This is a genomic window from Hydrocarboniphaga sp. (assembly GCF_965279055.1).
In the GTDB taxonomy this organism is placed as follows: domain Bacteria; phylum Pseudomonadota; class Gammaproteobacteria; order Nevskiales; family Nevskiaceae; genus Hydrocarboniphaga.
In genome coordinates this window covers 4,660,838-4,677,990 of record NZ_OZ257125.1, presented here as the reverse complement: position 1 = coordinate 4,677,990, position 17,153 = coordinate 4,660,838, and the positions used below count along the sequence as shown (strand labels likewise).

At 68.0% G+C, this 17,153-nt stretch carries 15 protein-coding genes; 4 read left to right on the top strand and 11 right to left on the bottom strand.

The window, feature by feature from the left end:
- Nucleotides 1–59: 59 nt before the first annotated feature.
- Together ACQZF9_RS20945 and ACQZF9_RS20940 are read right to left on the bottom strand one after the other, a co-directional pair.
- A complete protein-coding gene (locus ACQZF9_RS20945) occupies nt 60–575 on the bottom strand; it encodes a DUF4124 domain-containing protein (protein ID WP_428310904.1) in 516 nt (171 codons plus the stop codon).
- Between the two features lie 31 nt (nt 576–606).
- Complete coding sequence (locus ACQZF9_RS20940; protein WP_428310903.1) at nt 607–2,151, bottom strand: exopolyphosphatase; 1,545 nt, start codon at nt 2,149–2,151, stop codon at nt 607–609.
- Between the two features lie 257 nt (nt 2,152–2,408).
- Here ACQZF9_RS20940 and ACQZF9_RS20935 point away from each other — a divergent pair, with 257 nt between their 5' ends.
- A complete protein-coding gene (locus ACQZF9_RS20935) occupies nt 2,409–2,741 on the top strand; it encodes a c-type cytochrome (RefSeq protein ID WP_428310902.1) in 333 nt (110 codons plus the stop codon).
- Between the two features lie 11 nt (nt 2,742–2,752).
- Nucleotides 2,753–3,139, top strand: a complete 387-nt coding sequence (locus ACQZF9_RS20930; protein ID WP_428310901.1) for a c-type cytochrome — start codon at nt 2,753–2,755, stop codon at nt 3,137–3,139.
- A gap of 132 nt (nt 3,140–3,271) precedes the next feature.
- On the opposite strand, the gene ftsX is transcribed toward ACQZF9_RS20930, so the two are convergent.
- The 7 genes from ftsX to thiD all read right to left on the bottom strand — a co-directional run bounded on the left by ftsX (nt 3,272) and on the right by thiD (nt 10,839).
- On the bottom strand, nt 3,272–4,237 hold the full coding sequence (gene ftsX / locus ACQZF9_RS20925) for a permease-like cell division protein FtsX (protein WP_428310900.1): 966 nt from the start codon (nt 4,235–4,237) through the stop codon (nt 3,272–3,274).
- Entirely contained in the window at nt 4,237–4,950 is a 714-nt protein-coding gene (ftsE, locus tag ACQZF9_RS20920) for a cell division ATP-binding protein FtsE (RefSeq protein WP_428310899.1), read from the bottom strand. Before ftsE ends, ftsX begins: the two co-directional genes overlap by 1 nt.
- On the bottom strand, nt 4,947–5,882 hold the full coding sequence (ftsY, locus tag ACQZF9_RS20915) for a signal recognition particle-docking protein FtsY (RefSeq protein ID WP_428310898.1): 936 nt from the start codon (nt 5,880–5,882) through the stop codon (nt 4,947–4,949). Before ftsY ends, ftsE begins: the two co-directional genes overlap by 4 nt.
- 15 nt (nt 5,883–5,897) lie before the next feature.
- Entirely contained in the window at nt 5,898–7,961 is a 2,064-nt protein-coding gene (locus ACQZF9_RS20910; protein ID WP_428310897.1) for a VTT domain-containing protein, read from the bottom strand.
- Nucleotides 7,962–7,978: 17 nt separating this feature from the next.
- Nucleotides 7,979–9,265 (bottom strand): glutamate-1-semialdehyde 2,1-aminomutase, encoded by a 1,287-nt coding sequence (gene hemL / locus ACQZF9_RS20905; RefSeq protein WP_428310896.1) that lies wholly within the window; start codon nt 9,263–9,265, stop codon nt 7,979–7,981.
- A 147-nt stretch (nt 9,266–9,412) separates the two neighbouring features.
- Complete coding sequence (gene thiE / locus ACQZF9_RS20900; RefSeq protein WP_428310895.1) at nt 9,413–10,048, bottom strand: thiamine phosphate synthase; 636 nt, start codon at nt 10,046–10,048, stop codon at nt 9,413–9,415.
- A complete protein-coding gene (thiD, locus tag ACQZF9_RS20895) occupies nt 10,045–10,839 on the bottom strand; it encodes a bifunctional hydroxymethylpyrimidine kinase/phosphomethylpyrimidine kinase (RefSeq protein WP_428310894.1) in 795 nt (264 codons plus the stop codon). The genes thiE and thiD overlap by 4 nt, the downstream gene beginning before the upstream one ends.
- Before the next feature lie 386 nt (nt 10,840–11,225).
- Between thiD and ACQZF9_RS20890 the strand changes: the two genes are divergently transcribed.
- Nucleotides 11,226–12,155, top strand: a complete 930-nt coding sequence (locus tag ACQZF9_RS20890; protein WP_428310893.1) for a hypothetical protein — start codon at nt 11,226–11,228, stop codon at nt 12,153–12,155.
- A 99-nt stretch (nt 12,156–12,254) separates the two neighbouring features.
- Here the strand turns inward: ACQZF9_RS20890 and ACQZF9_RS20885 are convergent, their stop codons facing one another.
- Nucleotides 12,255–12,731 (bottom strand): GNAT family N-acetyltransferase, encoded by a 477-nt coding sequence (locus ACQZF9_RS20885; protein WP_428310892.1) that lies wholly within the window; start codon nt 12,729–12,731, stop codon nt 12,255–12,257.
- Nucleotides 12,732–12,795: 64 nt separating this feature from the next.
- On the bottom strand, nt 12,796–15,525 hold the full coding sequence (gene ppc / locus ACQZF9_RS20880; RefSeq protein ID WP_428310891.1) for a phosphoenolpyruvate carboxylase: 2,730 nt from the start codon (nt 15,523–15,525) through the stop codon (nt 12,796–12,798).
- Between the two features lie 106 nt (nt 15,526–15,631).
- Here ppc and ahcY point away from each other — a divergent pair, with 106 nt between their 5' ends.
- Entirely contained in the window at nt 15,632–17,071 is a 1,440-nt protein-coding gene (gene ahcY / locus ACQZF9_RS20875; protein ID WP_428310890.1) for an adenosylhomocysteinase, read from the top strand.
- Nucleotides 17,072–17,153 lie beyond the last annotated feature (82 nt).

Below are 17,153 nucleotides of genomic sequence, written 5' to 3'. Positions count from 1 at the left end.
ACATTAGCGTTACCGGCGATTTCCGCACCGAAGCGGTGCGGTGGCGCAAAATGGCGCGCCTACAGCCCGGGCGGTTTGATGTGCACCAGCACCGGCGCGGCGCGGCCCAGCTCCCTGCCGCGGCCGTCGACGACCGCCACGGCGACCAGATGGGTGCCGCGGTCGATGTCGGTCATCGTGAAGCTCAGGTCCTGCACCGGTTTGGACGTGCGCGGGTTGCCGTCGAGCAGATAGACCAGGCCGGCGCCTTCCGGCAGCGGCTTTTGCATCGCCACCGCGACGGCGAGCCGGCGGTCGGTGCCGCGCAGCGTCTGGTCCGGCGTCGGCGAGACGATGTTCAGCGCGACGCTTTCCGCCACCGGCACGGCGGCGGCCGGGGTCTTCGCGGTGGCGCCGGCGGCGGGCAGGCCGCTGGAAATGAACTGCAGCGGCGGCAGCTCGGCCGGCTTGGCGCCCGGCGTCGGCGCCTTGTCGCCGTAATGCACGTGGCCTTCGGCGTCGACCCAGCGGTAGACGTCGGCGTGCGCCGACATGGCGGCGGTCAGCAACAGCAGAGGGAAGAGCCAGGAGCGCATCGGCCTACTCTAGCCAGGGCCGCGAGTGGAATCAGTCGAAGCGCAGGCGAACGTCTGCGGATTTCAGATAGTCGGCTTCCTGCTCCAGGTCGGCCTGGGTCAGCGGGTGCGCCGCCAGCCATTGGCGCGGGAAGCTCAGCTCGATGTGGCGGCGCCCGCTGCTGGCGATGCGGATACTGACCGGCGGGTTCAGATCCGGGTCGCGGCTGCGGTGCAGCAGCGCCGCCAGCCGCAACAGGATCGCCAGCTTGCGGATGGTCTCGGCCTGCGCCTCCGGCAGATCCGTCAGCGCGCTTTCCGCAAACTTGCTGCGATGCAGGCGCACCAGCGCCGCAAGCTGTATCTGGTCGGTCTGCGAAAAGCCCTGCAGGTCGGCGTGACGGACGATGTATTCGCCGTGCTTCTGATACGAGCTGTGCGCGATCACCAGGCCGATCTCGTGCAGCTTGGCGGCCCAGCTCAGCAGCATCGTCGAGGCCTTGCGCTCCAATTGCCAGGCCGAGAACACCTGCGCCAGCAGCTTCAGCGCGGTGCCGGTGACCGAGCTGGCGTGGGCGACGTCGACGCCGTAGCGCGTCGCCATCGCCTGCACCGATTCGTCGCGCACGTCGTGGTCGGAGAGGCGGCCGAGCAGGTCGTAGACCAGGCCTTCGCGCAGCGCGCGCTCCGAAGTCTGCATGCGCTGCAGGTCGAGCGCGTCGAACACGCCGGCCAGCACCGCCAGGCCGCCGGCGAACACCGGACGGCGATCGTCGCGCAGAGCCGGAAAGTCGATCCTGGAAACCTGGCCGCGCGCGATCACCAGCTCCACGGTCTTTTCCAGGCCGTCGCGGGTGATGTGTTGATCCGCCCAGCCCTGCTCGCGCATCACCCGCCAGACGCCGCGCACCGTGCCGCTGGCGCCGATCGCCAGGTCCCAGCCGTTGCGCCGGTAACGGTGCTCGAGGAATTCCAGCTCGTGGCGCGCGGCGAAGCGCGCCTGGCGGAAGCGCGAGCGGCTGATGTTGCCGTCGGCGAAATATTTGCCCTGGTGGACGACGCAGCCCATACCGACCGATTCCATCAGCACGGCGTTCGGCCCGCGGCCGATGATCACCTCGGTGCTGCCGCCGCCGATGTCGACCACCAGCCGCCGCTCGGACTCGGCGCCGCCCATGCCGTGGACCACGCCGCCGTAGACCAGGCGCGCTTCCTCGACGCCGGAAATGATTTCGATGCTATGGCCGAGCGCGGCTTCGGCGCGTTCGACGAAGCCGCGGCTGGCGGCGCCGGCGTCCTGCAGCCGGCGCAGGGTATTGGTGCCGACTGCGCGCACGCGTTCGCGCGGCAGGTTGCTGAGACGCTGGCCGAAGCGCTGCAGGCAGCCCAGCGCGCGCGCCTCGGACTCGGCGCTCAGGCGGTTCCTGTCGTCCAGGCCGGCGGCCAGGCGCACCGGCTCGCGCAGCCGGTCGATCACCTGCAGATCGACGCCGGCGCTGCGCGCCACCATCATGTGAAAGCTGTTCGAGCCCAGGTCGACGGCCGCCACGACGGTTGGATCGGGCGCGGCGCCGAGTCGGTCGGCGTTCTGGCTCATAGTGATGAATTCGCCGTGGTTGGTGCGCAAGTCAATATAAAATCACAAAGGCGCGATGGCGCCCCCGCTCGAAATCGGACTATAGCAATCGTCGGTGAAAGCCTCGCGATTGCCGGCCGCCGTACGATCCGCGTTGACCCACGATGCTGAATCCCCGACAATTTCGTGCTGCAACAGCCCGGCCATCAGTGCCAAGCCACCGCGCCAGGGCTTTTATCGTGGTCAGACACCAAAAAAGTATCCTGGGAGTTGACGGTATGAAACTCGCGCGTCGGGGCATCCTGGCCCTTGCCGCTTTGCTCAGCCTGCCTGCGGCAGCGGCCGGCGATCCGGTCGTTGGCCGTGACAAGGCCGATACCTGCGTCGGTTGCCACGGCATTCCGTTCTACTCCAATGCCTATCCGAACTACCGCGTGCCCAAGCTCGGCGGCCAGCAGCCCGGCTACATCGTCGCCGCGTTGAAGGAATACAAGTCCGGCGACCGCGCGCATCCGACGATGCACGCCCAGGCCGCCAGCATGACCGACCAGGACATGGAAGACATCGCCGCCTTCCTGACGAGCGCGCCGCGCAACAAGATCGATAAGTGAAGAGCGCCCAGATGAGCCTCCTGACCCACAAGTTCCTGCTGATCGGCGCAAGCCTCGCGCTGAGCCTGAGCGCCACGGCGCGCGCCGCCGAACACGAAGCCGCCGCAGCCGCGCCGGCCGTCGACAAGCTGCTGCCGGTGTGCCAGTCCTGCCACGGCGAACACGGCGCCAAGCCGATCCTGCCGGAATACCCGGTGCTGGCCGGCCAGTACGCCAACTACATCGAGCATGCACTCAAGGCCTACAAGACCGGCGAGCGCAAGAACGCGGTGATGAAGGCCCAGGCCGCGAACCTGAGCGACGCCGACATCACCGCGCTGGCGCAGTACTTCGCGCACCAGCCATCGCCGCTGTATACCTTCGAGCTGCCGCCGTCCGGCGCGCCCACCGCGAAGTAAGCGAACAGTGGTGAAACAAAAAGCCGGCGAAAGCCGGCTTTTTTTGTTGCGTAGCCCGGATGAAATCCGGGTTTTGGTTCCATCCGTCATCCCGGGTTTCACCCGGGCCACGCCAGCGAACCGCAGCGGGTTTCAGCTCGGCTCGATCGCCGCCAGATGCCGTGTCACCGTCCACCAGGCGGCGACCAAACCCAGCAGCACGCCGCCGGCGATGATCATCAGCACGCTGCCGGCCGAAGGCCCCTGGATCGTGAAGTCGCTCTGGTAAAGCGCGGCGAGTTCACGCGCCGGCGCCTGCAGCACGGCGAGGCCGACGGTCAGCAGCAGCAGCGCCACCCAGCCGCCGAGCAGGCCCAGCCAGCAGCCGCCATACAGGAACGGGCGGCGGATGAAGCCATCCGGTGCGCCTATCAGTTTCATGACGATGATTTCGTCGCGGCGCGCTTCGATGTCCAGCCGCAGCGTGTTGCCGACGATCACCAGCACCGCGACACCGAGCAGCGCCGCGGCCATCATCACCACGCGCTCGAATATCGACAGCAGCGACTGCAGGCGCTGCAGCCATTGCTGGTCCATCTGCGACAGCTCGACTTCGGGCAGCGCCGCCAGCGCCTGCGCCAGCACGGTGACTTGCGCGGCGCTGCGCGAGGCATCGGGCGAGACCACGATCACCGCCGGCAGCGGATTGTGTTCGAGCAGGTCCAGCACTTCGCCGAAGCCGGAGAGTTCACGGAATTCGGCGGCGGACTGTTCGCGCGAGATGTAGCGTGCGGCCTTCACACCGTCGCGCGACGCGAGCTGTTGCGTGAGCTGACGGCCGCTGGCTTCGTCCACGCTGTCTTTGAGGAACAGCGACAGCTGCAGATCGTTCTGCCAGGTGTAGGCCAGGCGCTGGAAGTTGTTGACGGCCAGGTGCAGCGCCGCCGGAAGGGCCAGCGCGATGCCGATCACCGCCGCGGTCAGCAGCGAGCTGCCCTTGTGCGCGACCAGCTTGCCGAGCGAGAAGAAAAACACGCGCGCATGTTCCTGGGCGACGCGCGTCAGCCAGCTTGGCGGCGCGGATTCGGCTGCGTTGTTTTGCGATTGAGCGCGCGCCATCACAGCACTCCCAGCGGCAGCTTCGACGCGGCCGCCATCTTCACGCCGCTGACGATGCGGCCGTCTTCGAGATGCACGATGCGCCGGTCCATGCGCTCGATAAGGTCGATCGCGTGTGTCGCCACCAGCACGCTGACGCCGACGTCGTTGAAGCGCTCGAACAGGCGCATTACTTCCTGCGCCATCACCGGGTCGAGATTGCCGGTGGGCTCGTCGGCGAGCAGCAGCAGCGGCTTGGTGACCACCGCACGCGCGATGCCAACGCGCTGCTGTTCACCGCCGGACAAGGTCTCGGGACGTGCACGCTCGCGATTGAGCAAGCCCACCGTATCGAGCGCGGCGCGAACGCGGCGGCCGATGTCCTGATGCGAGTGGCCGCGGATCACCAGCGGCAGCGCGACGTTGTCGAACACGCTGCGATCGTTGAGCAGATTGAAATTCTGGAAAATCATGCCGATCTGCTGCCGGTACGGCGCGATCTGGCTGCGCGGCAGTTGCGCGAGATTGCTGCCGGCGACGACGATCTGGCCGCGCGAGGCGCGCGACAGCAGCGCGATCAGCCGCAGCATCGTCGACTTGCCAGCCCCGGAGGCGCCGGTTAAAAACACCATTTCGCCGGCGTCGAGCTGGAAGTCGACGCCGCTGAGCACGTCGCCGCCGCCGCCGTCGTAGCGGTGATACACCTGCGAAAACTGCACGATCGCCTGGCTCATTCGGTGCTGCCTCCGATCAGCGAATCGACGTAGACCGCGGCATCGAACACTTCCAGATCCTCGACGGCCTCGCCGATGCCGACGTAGCGTATCGGCAGCGCCATGCGCCGCGCGATCGCCAGCAGGATGCCGCCCTTGGCCGTGCCGTCGAGCTTGGTCACGGCAATGCCGGTCAGGCCGATCGCTTCGTGAAACTGGATCGCCTGGTTCAGCGCGTTCTGGCCGGTGGTGGCATCCACCACCAGCAGCACTTCGTGCGGTGCGAACTGATCATGCTTCTGGATCACGCGCTTGATCTTGCGCAGCTCGTCCATCAGATGGCTTTGCGTATGCAGGCGCCCGGCGGTGTCGGCGATGACCATGTCGATGCCGCGCGCCTTGGCCGATTGCACCGCGTCGAAGATCACGCTGGCGGAATCCGCGCCTTCGCCCTGCGACAGGATCGGTGTGCCGGTACGATCCGCCCAGGTCGTCAGCTGTTGCACCGCCGCGGCGCGGAAGGTGTCGCCGGCGGCGAGCAACACCGACAGTTTTTCATTCTTGAACCGCTGCGCCAGCTTGCCGATCGTGGTGGTCTTGCCGACGCCGTTGACCCCGACGACGAACAAGATATACGGGCGGATGAAGGCGGGAATTTTCAAAGGCTGCGCGATCGGCAGCAGCAGTTCCAGCAGCGACTTCTTCAGCGAATCGCGCAGCTGCTTTTCGGTCTTGATCTTGCCGGCGTCGATTTCGGTTTTGAGCCGGTCGAGCAGCCAGGTGGTGGCTTCAAGGCCGGCGTCGGCCATCAGCAGCCGCGTCTCCAGCTCCTCCAGCGCATCCGCGCTCAGCGCCGCGCCGCTGAACAGCGTGCCGATGTCGCGCGTCAGCCAGCTGTCGCCGCCCAGGCCCTTGTTGAGCCTGGTGCGGAACTTGGAAAGCAGATCGGCCATGCCGGAGCGTCGTCTTTAAGGTTGCGGTGTGGGGGCGGCGGGAGCCGGCAGCGGCTCGGGGAGCACGGCGCCGGTGTCGCGATAGGCGGCAGTGTATAGGCTCGGGTTCTCGGCGATCAGCCACAGCGAGCCGCCCGGCGCCTGCACCTGGCGCTGCGCAAAGGGCGGCGGCGCGTTGAAGTCGATCGGTGGCGCGCGATCGGTGACCGGGTAGCGGAACAGGCGGTAATAGGTGCGCGCGGTCTGCGTGCTGAGCATGCCCAGCCACACCGGCACGCCCGGGCTGCTGGCGTCCCCGAGCTTCCAGCCCGAATCCCACAGCCGGATCACCATTTGCTTGTCGCCGTCGATCGCATGGCGCAACGCCAGCTGCGGATGGCGGCCGGCATGGACCTGCGGCAGCAGCGGCAGCAGGTCGACGGTGCTGCTGGTGGTCAGCCAGCGCAGCAGGTTGCCGCCGGAAGGCTCGGCCAGCGGCTGCCAGCCGCTGGCCTTGAGGCCTTCGGCGATGCGGCCCAGGTCGCCGGCCCACTGCAGGTTGAAGGCGGTGCCGCTGCGTCCGCGCAGATCGACGCGCTGCTGCGGCAGCTGCTGCCAGCCACCGGTCCACCAGGCCGCGCCCTGGATCTCCTGCTCGTGCGCGATCGCGAACGGCCGGTCCGGCAGCGGCGCGTCGCTACCCCAGCGCACGCCGGCAGCGATCACGAACACCAGGCCCACCGGCAGCAGGAAGCCGCGCGCGAACAGCCGCTCCGGCCGATGCCGCCGGTAGCCCAGGCCCAGCGCCCCCAGCCACAGCAGCGACACCGCGATCGAAAACAGCGTCAGGCTCCACCACTCGATGCCCAGGTACAGCCGCGACAGCAGGATCATCGACACCAGCACGGTGATGCCGATGTAGAGGCGCCGCCGCAGCCGCTGCGGCCGCTGCGTCGCCATCAGTACCGCCATGAAACCGTAGATGACGATGATCATCACCAGGTCGCGCGGCAGCGCTGCGGCGCCGACGCCGTGGTAGTAGGTGGCTGGCGCCGGGCGGATCGGCACCGCGTGCAGGCCCAGTGAAATCAGGCCGCCGAAGGCCAGCGCGGCGATCCAGTGCGCCGCCGCGCGGTTGCGCCGCCGCGCCAGCAGCGAGCCGAGCACCGCGATCGCCACCGGCCCGTAGACCCAGGGGCTGCCGAGCTGCGCGATCGCGTAGGCCAGCACATTGCCCCAGGGCGTCTGCAGGTCGTGCAGGGTCTGGTAGATCACCGCATCGACCGGCGACGGGTAGGGATGGCCGGCCGCGTCGGCCAGCGTGAACAGCCACAGGCCGCCGAAGATCACCAGCATCAGCGCGACCGCGGCCAGCGCCGGCGTTTCCGGCTGCTGCGGGTCGGCCAGCGCCGCGCCGAAGCGGCCCAGATGGCGATGGCGGCGGCTCCAGTCCAGCACCGGGCCCAGCCAGTGTTCGGCGTTGCGCTGTAGTGCCGACATGATCAGCGGCACCAGCCAGAAGATCGCGCCGCCGAGCACGAACACCAGCACCAGCAGCCCGGCCAGACGCGTCGCCACTTCCGCCGCCAGGCCCATGCTGGCGCCGAACAGCACGCCGGGCAGGATGTAGATCAGAGCCCAGAGATAAGCGGCGCTGACGTCGATCAGCGCGAACTGCCACAGCGCCATGCCCGAGGCACCGGCGATCGCCGGCGTCACCGAGCGCACCGGGCCCAGGAAACGGGCCAGCCAGATGCCCTTGCCGCCGTGGCGCTCGAAGAACTTGCGGCCGGCGGCGACGAACTCCGGATGGCGCAGCATCAGCGGCATGTTGAACAGGCGCTCGCCGTAGTGGCGGCCGACCCAGAACGAAATGCCGTCGCCGATCAGCGCGCCGGCGGCCGCGACCGCCGCGGTCTCCCACAGCTCCAGCGAGCCCAGCGCGATCAGCGCGCCGACGCCGAACAGGAAGATCGAGGCCGGCACGAAGGCGCCGACGATGAACAGCGCATCGAACAGCGAGGCGAAGAACAGCAGGCCCAGCGCCAGGCCCGGATGGGCGGCGATCCAGTCGAGAAACGCCTGGGCGTTCTCCAGCACGGCGCGCGGCGCTTGGGCTAACCGGCGGCGAGGGCGGCAAAGCTGGCGCGGGCCGCATCCAGCGTGTGGGCGATCTCGGCCTCGCCATGCGCCGCCGACATGAAGCCGGCCTCGAACGCCGACGGCGCCAGGTAGACGCCGCGATCCAGCATCAAGTGGAAGAAGCGCTTGAAGCGCTCGCCATCGCAGGCCGAGACATCGGCCAGGCCGTGGATCGGGCCGTGACCGAAGTACAGGCCGAACATGCTGCCGACCTGGGTCGTCGTGAACGCGATGCCCGCCTCTTCGGCGGCTTGTTTCAGGCCATCGAGCAGCTTCGACGTGCTGGCTTCGAGCCTCGAATAGAGCGCTTCGTCGTCCAGCGCGCGCAGGATCGCCAGGCCCGCGGCCATCGCCAGCGGATTACCCGACAGCGTTCCGGCCTGGTAGACCGGGCCGATCGGCGCCAGCTGCTCCATGACCCGGCGCGAGCCGCCGAAGGCACCCACCGGCAGACCGCCGCCGATGATCTTGCCGAGCGTGATCAGGTCGGCGCGCACGCCGTACAGGCCGGTGGCACAGCGCGGGCCGACGCGGAAGCCGGTCATGACCTCGTCGAAGATCAGCAACGCGCCGCTGTCGTCGCAGAGCCCGCGCAGGCCATCGAGAAAACCCGGCACCGGCAGCACGCAGTTCATGTTGCCGGCGACCGGCTCGACGATGATCGCGGCGATCTTGTCCTTATGTTCCGCGAACAGCGCCTGCGCCGAGGCCAGGTCGTTGTAGGTCGCGGTCAGCGTGTACTTGGCCAGGTCCGCCGGCACGCCCGGTGAGGTCGGCACGCCGAAGGTCAGCAGACCGGAGCCGGCCTTGACCAGCAGCGCGTCGCCGTGGCCGTGGTAGCAGCCTTCGAACTTGAGGATGTAGTCGCGCCCGGTCGCGCCGCGCGCCAGGCGCAGCGCGCTCATCGTCGCCTCGGTGCCGCTGTTGCACATGCGCACCATGTCCAGCCCCGGCACGCGTGAGCACAACAGGTCGGCCATCTCGACCTCGGCCTCGGTCGGCGCGCCGTAGCTGACGCCGATCTGGGCCTGCTCGATGATCGCCTGCTGCACCGCCGGGTACTGGTGGCCGAGAATCATCGGCCCCCAGCTGCCGACGTAGTCCACATAGCGATTGTCGTCCGCGTCGGTCAGCCAGGCGCCGCTGGCCGCCTTGATGAAGCGCGGCGTGCCGCCGACCGAACGGAATGCCCGCACCGGCGAATTGACGCCGCCGGGGATGCGCGCCTGGGCGCGCTGGAACAGCTCTTCTGATCGGCTCATGGACCTGGCGGCGTGAGGCACCGCGTTGGAATTGGCGAAAGGGCAATAGGCCGATTGTACTGATCGTCACGTGTCGGGGGCTGAAGCGCGGTCGTTGTAGCCCGGGTGAAACCCGGGACCGAGCAAAAGCCGCGGGTTTCAGCCGGGCTACGACATCCGCTGGAACAATGCCGCGTAACGCTGCGCGGCAGCCTCGATATCGGCGGCGCCGAACACGCCGTCGACGGCCGCGATCATGTCGGCCCCGGCGGCCAGCAGCGGCGCGGCGTTGTCCGGCGTGATGCCGCCGATGGCGACGATCGGCAGATGCAGCTGCGCACGGGCTTCGCGCAGCACCTCGATGCTTGCCGGCGGCGCGTCGGGTTTGGTCTGCGAGTCGTAGAAGCGGCCGAAGGCGACGTAGTCGGCGCCCTGCTGCTGGGCGGCCCGCGCGCGCGCCAGATCGCCAGAGCAGCTGACGCCGATCAGCACGCCGTCGCCGAGCCGCGCGCGCGCGGCGGCGATCGAGCCGTCGCTCTTGCCCAGGTGCACACCGTCGGCCTCGACCGCGGCCGCCAGCTGCATGTCGTCATTGACGATGAACAGTACGCCGGCATCGCGGCAGCGTTGGCGCAACGGCTGTGCATTGGCCAGCCGCGTCGCCGCGTCGCCGAGCTTGTCGCGGTACTGGATCAGCCGCGCGCCGCCGGCGATCGCGGCGGCGACACCGGCTTCGAGCCGCGACGGGCTGTCGCAGACGGCCTGCGAGGTGATCGCGTAGAGGCCGCGCAGTTCGCGTTTCATGACGGCAGACGATTCGGGATGCGGCGGCCCTGGCCGATCGCATACGACCGCAACAGCGCGCCGTGCACCCAGCGCTGCGCGTGCTCCAGCGCGGCTTCGAACTCGTCGCCCAGCGCCAGCCGCGCCGCGATCACCGAGGCCAGCGTGCAGCCGCTGCCGTGAAAGCCGGCCGGCAGACGCGGCCATTGCCAGGTTTTCGGCACCGCGCCGGCGCGGTGCAGCGTGTTGTAGACCCAGCCCGGCGTGGGCTCGTCGCCGCCGGTGATCAGCAGCGCCTGGCAGCCCAGCGCCAGCAGCTTCGCGGCGCCGGTTTCGAGGTCTTCGGAGGCGGCCAGGCGCCGCGCCTCGACCGCATTGGGCGTGCTGACCGTGGCCAGCGGCAGCAGCTGCTCGATCAGCGCCTGCATCACCGCCTGGCCGGCGAGGTCACCACCGCCGCCGGCGCGCAGCACCGGGTCGAGCACCACCGGCACCCGGCAGCGCCGGATCGCGCGCGCGATCACCGGCACCTGCGCCGGCTCGCCGATCAGGCCGATCTTGATGGCGCTGATGCGGCTGTCGTCGAGCAACAGCTCGAGCTGGCGCTCGATCAGTGCCGCCGGCACCGCCTCGACCTCGCGCACGTTGCGGCTGTCCTGCACGGTCAGCGAGGTGATCAGGCTCAGCGGGTGGCAGCCCAGCGCGGTCACCGCCTGCACGTCGGCGATGATGCCGGCGCCTCCACTGGGATCATGGCCGGCGATGCACAGTACCAGCGGCGGGGCGAGGGTTTGGGGCATGGAAACCGTCATCGGAACAGTTTAACCGCCCGCTCCGGTCGCTTGTGCAGCGCGGCAGACCGGCGCGGAGCCGAATGATTTCGGTGGAACCCTTATGCACAGTCGGCAAAGGATCGCGCTGTAGAGCCCTTAACTACGACATGTTTCTGCAAGAATGCCGTAACAAGTCAGTAAGCCTATGAATATAATATGAAATTGGAGATGACTATAAACTGGTCGCCGCGCATAAATATGAATGACGGCGTCCACTTAAGTCCTCAGCCCCGACATTGCCCACAGTTTTATCCACAGAAGCTGTGGGCTTTTAGCGATTCCTGAACCATACAATGCACTTACAAAAACAAGTTAAGGTTGGGAGGCACCAGTGGAACGCCGATCCCGGACGACGCGCCCGCGGCGTGCTTGCGGCGCTGCTGCTGCTGGCCGCGCCGGCACTGGGCGCGGCGGATGCGGCGATCCGCCAGGTCGGCGCGATCGAGGACGCGACCCTGGTCGAGCTGTCCGGGCTGGCGGTGTCGCGGCGTGTGGCCGATCGCTGGTGGGGCCACAACGACAGCGGCGGTGCGCCCGAGCTGTTCGCCTTCGACAGCCGCGGCCGCAGCCTGGGCAAGATCCTGCTGGCCGTCCCGGCCTTCGACTGGGAGGACATCGCCAACTACCAGCAGGACGGCGTCGCCTACCTGGCGGTCGCGGATACCGGCGACAACTTCAGCTTCCGCGCCCAGCTGGCGATCCGGATCGTCGCCGAGCCCGGCGCCGAACTGCCGTCGGCGCCGCTGCAACCGCTGCGGACCATCGACTTCCGCTTCGAGGACGGCCCGCGCGACTGCGAGGCGCTCGCTGCCGATCCGGCGCGCCGCCGCTTCCTGCTGCTGGACAAGCAACGCAAGCCGGCCGGGCTGTATGAAGTGCCGATGGATCCGCCTGCCGGGAGTGTCGCCGTGGCGCGGCGCATCGCCGACCTGCCGTCGCTGTATCGCCAGCCCGCGCCGCCGGCCTCGCTGACCGGCGCCGATCGCAACCGCGGCACGCCGACGGCAATGGACCTGTCCGCCGACGGCCGCCGCCTGGCGGTGCTGACGTATACGCATCTGGCGATCTTCGAGCGCCGCGGCGACGAGGACTGGCCACAGGCGTTCAAGGCGCGGGATCCGGTGCTGATGCGCCTGCCGCGCATGCGTATCGCCGAGGGCATGGGCCTGGCAGCCGACGGCAATAGCGCGCTGATCGGCGGCGAGAAGCTGCATACGCCGCTGCTGCGTTGGGATGGAACGCTGCCAGCACCTGCGCCTTCACCGAACTCACCGACCTCCGTTCCTCCCGAGTAGCTCACGCAGTGAGCGTATCGAGGGACGCAATGGACCTCGCAGGCGTCCCTCGATACGCCGCAAGCGGCTACTCGGGAGGAACGGAGTTTTGTTGGATGCTCACTGCCCGCTACGGCGTTTCTGCGGCGCCGGAATCGGCTTCGATTGCTTCTGCTGCTGATAGAGGTCCGGAAAGCAGCGCTCCATCAGGTTCTGCGGCTTGGCCGGCGCGGTAAAGCCGAAGCTCTGGTACAGCGTGTGCGCGTCGGCGGTTGCCAGCATGAAGCGGCGCAGGCCCTGCAGCTGCGGATGCGCGATCACCGCCTGCATCAAGGCCTTGCTGTAGCCGCGGCCGCGATGGCCGTCGAGCACGAACACGTCGGCCAGATAGGCGAAGGTCGCGTAGTCCGAAATCACCCGCGCGAACGCGACCTGCCCGCCGTCGATATAGCCGCCGAAGCACAGCGAATGCTGCAGCGAGCGCTCGACCGTCGCGCGCGGAATGCCCCTGGCCCAGTACGAGTCTTCGCAGAGGTAGCGGTGGATCAGCTCGACGTCGAGCCGGTCCGGATCGGTGCTGATGTGCAATGTGCTCATTCGCGAAGTTTAGCCCTAGCCCGGGTGAAACCCGGGTTGCACCCGGGCTACGCGGAGCGGAGCCTCAACCGGTGTTCTGCAGCCCCTGCGACACGCCATTGACGGTCGCCACCAGCGCGCGCAGCAGCGCCTCGTCCTCGCTGCCGCCGGCGCGCCAGCGCGCCAGCAGATCGACCTGGATCAGGCTGATCGGATCGACATAGGGATTGCGCAGCCGTATCGACTGCGCCAGCTTGACGTCGCCGGCGAGCAGGCGGTCCGCGCTTTTCAGCTTCAGCACCCAGGCGACGGTGCGATCGAATTCGGCGCGGATCATCGGGTAGAAATGCGCGTGCAGATCGCCGGAGAGTTTCGAGAATGCCTCGGCGATGTCGAGGTCGCACTTGGCCAGCACCATGTCGACGTCATCCAGCATCGAGCGCACGAAGCCCCAGTCGCGCGCCATTTCCAGCATGCGCTCTTCGCCGAACTCGGCGGCGCCGCGTTCCAGCGCGCTGCCCAGGCCGTACCACGCGGTCAGCACCGCGCGGCACTGCGTCCACGCGAATACCCAGGGAATCGCGCGCAGGCTCTCGACGCCTTTCATGCTGCCGCGGCGTGAAGGCCGCGAGCCCAGCGTCATTTTCTCAATCACGTCGATCGGCGTCGCGCTGCGGAAATACTCGACGAATTTCGGATCGGTGACGAAGGCGCGGTAGGCCTCGCGGCTGTAGCCGGCGATCGCCGCCATCATCTGCTTCCAGCCTTCTTCGCGCGGCTCGTTCAAACGCGGCCGCAGGCTGGCGCGCAAGGTCGCCGCCACCGATTGCTCGAGTTCGCGCAAAGCCAGCGCACGAATGCCGTATTTGCGGTGGATCACTTCGCCCTGTTCGGTGACGCGGAAGGTGCCGCCGACCGAGCCGCGCGGACTGGCCATCAGTGCCGGCATCACGCGCGTACCACCCCGGCTGGCACTGCCGCCGCGGCCGTGGAAAAAGCTCAGGCGTATGCCGGCTTCGGCGGCGACTTCGAGCAGCTCGACCTGCGCGCGCTGCAGGCCCCAGCGCGATGCGAGCGTGCCGCCGTCCTTGCCGCTGTCGGAATAGCCGAGCATCACGTACTGGCGGTCGCCGCGCGCCTGCAGATGCGCCCGATACACCGGATTCGCGAGCAAGGCGCGCAAGGTGTCGGGGCCCTGCTTCAGGTCGTCGACGGTCTCGAACAGCGGCGCGATGTCCAGCGGCACCGGCGCGTCCGGTTCGGCGAGCCCGCCCTGACGGGCCAGCGCCAGCACCGCGAGCACGTCGGCGCCGCGCTGCGCCATGCTGATGATGTACAGCCCGGTCGCATCGGCGCCGTAGCGCGTACGCGACTGGTCGAGCTGATCGAACACCGCCAGCGTCTTCGCCGCGACCGCGGCGCCGGGCCGCGGAAAGCGCGCTTCGCCAGCCGCGTAAGGCGTCAGCGTTTCGGCCTGATCTTCACTGCTGCGATCGGCCCAGTCCGGATCATTCAGCAGCGCGCCGACCGCCTGCGCGTGGATGCGCGAATCCTGGCGCAGATCGAGCCGTGCCAGATGGAAGCCGAACGTGCGGATGCGCCAGCGCAGACGCCGCACCTGGAACCAGCCCGCATGCAGGCCTCGATGCGCGCGCAGGCTGTCGGCGACCTGGTCGATGTCGGCCAGAAACGCGGCCGCATCCGGATAGGCGTTGGCGACGTCGTCGCGCTGCGTCGCGCGCAGGCGCGCGCGAATCAACGTCAACAGCACGCGATACGGCATGTCGGCATGACGCGGGCGGATTGCCGCCGCGGCTTGCGGAAAGCGCGCGCGATAGTCCTCGCTGAGCTGCATCACCGCCTCGGAAATCTGCGCGCGATTCACCGTCTGCGACAGCAGCCGCGCCAGGTCGCTGACCTCGCTGACGTAACGGTCGAGCACCTGGTTGCGCTGCGTCGACAGCGTCGCGGCGATGGTTTCGGCGCCGACGTTGGGGTTGCCGTCCATGTCGCCGCCGACCCAGGTGGCGAAGCGCAGCAGCCGCGGCAGGTCTTCGGTGACACCGTAGACCGTGCTCAGCGCGTCTTCGAGCAGCTCGTAGAACACCGGCACCACCAGATACAGCGGCCCGCCGATGTAGAAGCCGACATGCTCCAGCTCGTCGGCGACGGTCAGGCGCACCGCCGAGGTGTCGCTGGTCTGCCAGCCGGCGGTCATCGCCATGCGCAGCCGCTCCCAGTCGGCCGTGGCTTCCATCGGCGTGCGCGCATCGTCGAAGCCGTTGACCAGGCAGCGCACGATCTCCTGTTCTTTCTCCAGCAGGGAGCGCCGGATCGCCTCGGTCGGGTGCGCGGTGAATACCGGCTCGACGTCGAGCCTGCCGAGTGCGGTCAGCAGCTCATCGACGCTGACACCGGCGGCTTTCAGCCGCTGCAGCGCATCGACCAGGCCGTCCGGCTGCGGCCGGGTCGCCTCGCGCTGGTATTGGCGGCGGCGGCGGATGCGGTGCACGCGCTCGGCGATGTTGACCATCTGGAAGTAGGTCGCGAACGAGCGCGTCAGCGCCTCGGCGGTCGCCACCGGCAGCGCTTTCAGGGTCTCGGCCAGGCCGGACAGCGGCTGCTGCTGCTCGCGGCGCGCGATCGAGCGCGTGCGGATCGCCTCGACCTGCTCGAACATCGCCTCGCCCAGCTGTTCGGCGAGCAACTCGCCGACGGTATTGCCGAGATGGCGCACGTCTTCGCGCAGCGGCGCGTCCAGGGTGCCGCGGGCCGGCGGGGAGACGAGTTCGGAGCTGAGATCTGAGGTTTTCATGGCTGTCTGGGTACGCAATTGGCATACCTTCGCCCCGCCGCCACTAAACATATCCCTTTATCCGCATAAGCGGATATACTCGTTCCGTCTCCACCTGGAATTCGCCATGAACGCTCCGCTCTCCCCCGCTGCCCACGACTTCAAGGTCCGCGATCTCTCCCTGGCCGAATTCGGCCGCAAGCGCATCAAGATGGCCGAAGAGGAAATGCCCGGCCTGATGAGCATCCGCGCCAAGTACGCGCCGCTGAAGCCGCTCAAGGGCGTGCGTCTGACGGGCTCGCTGCACATGACCAAGGAAACCGCGGTGCTGCTGGAAACCCTCGGCCACCTCGGCGCCTCGGTGCGCTGGGCCAGCTGCAACATCTTCTCGACCTCGGACGACGCCGCCGCGGCGGTCGCCGCCGCCGGCACGCCGGTGTTCGCCTGGAAGGGCGAGACACTGGAGGAATACTGGGATCTGGCGCTGGACGCGATCACCTTCACCTTGCCCGACGGCACGCTGACCGGCCCGGAGCTGGTCGTCGACGACGGCGGCGACGTGACCCTGCTGATCCACAAGGGCTTCGAGCTGGAAAACGGTTCGGACTGGGTCAACACGCCGTCCGACAACCATGAAGTCAAGGTCATCAAGGACCTGCTGAAGAAGGTGCTCAAGGAGCGCCCGGGCTTCTGGACCCGCGTGGTCAAGGACTGGCGCGGCGTCTCCGAGGAGACCACCACCGGCGTGCATCGCCTGTACCAGATGGTGGAAGCGGGCAAGCTGCTGGTGCCGGCGATCAACGTCAACGACTCGGTTACCAAGAGCAAGTTCGACAACCTCTACGGCTGCCGCGAGTCGCTGGCCGACGGCATCAAGCGCGCCACCGATCTGATGATCGCCGGCAAGGTCGCCGTGGTCTGCGGTTACGGCGACGTCGGCAAGGGCAGCGCGCATTCGCTGCGCGGCCTCGGCGCCCGCGTCATCGTCACCGAGATCGATCCCATCAACGCGCTGCAGGCGGCGATGGAAGGCTTCCAGGTCGACACCGTCGAAGACACGCTGGGCCTGGCGGACATCTACGTCACCACCACCGGCAACAAGGACATCATCACGCTCGAGCACATGAAGCGCATGAAGCACAACGCGCTGGTGTGCAACATCGGCCACTTCGACAACGAAATCCAGATGGATCGTCTGAACACTGCCGAAGGCGTGGTCAAGATGAACATCAAGCCGCAGGTCGACCACTACACCTTCCCGGGCGGCAAGGCGATCTACATCCTCGCCGAAGGCCGCCTCGTGAACCTGGGCTGCGCCAACGGCCACCCGGCGTTCGTGATGAGCAACTCCTTTTCCAACCAGACGCTCGCGCAGATCGATCTGTGGAAGAACAAGGACGCCTACGAGAAGACCGTGTATCGCCTGCCGAAGAAGCTCGACGAGGAAGTCGCCGCGCTGCATCTGGAGCAGATCGGCGTCAAGCTGACCAAGCTGACCCAGGATCAGGCCGACTACCTCGGCGTGCCGGTGGAAGGCCCGTACAAGCCCGAGCACTATCGCTACTAGGCTGTAGCCTTCTCCCTGCGGGAGAAGGTGGCGCGAAGCGCCGGATGAGGGCGTTTCAAGGCGTGGGGCCCACCTGGATGTC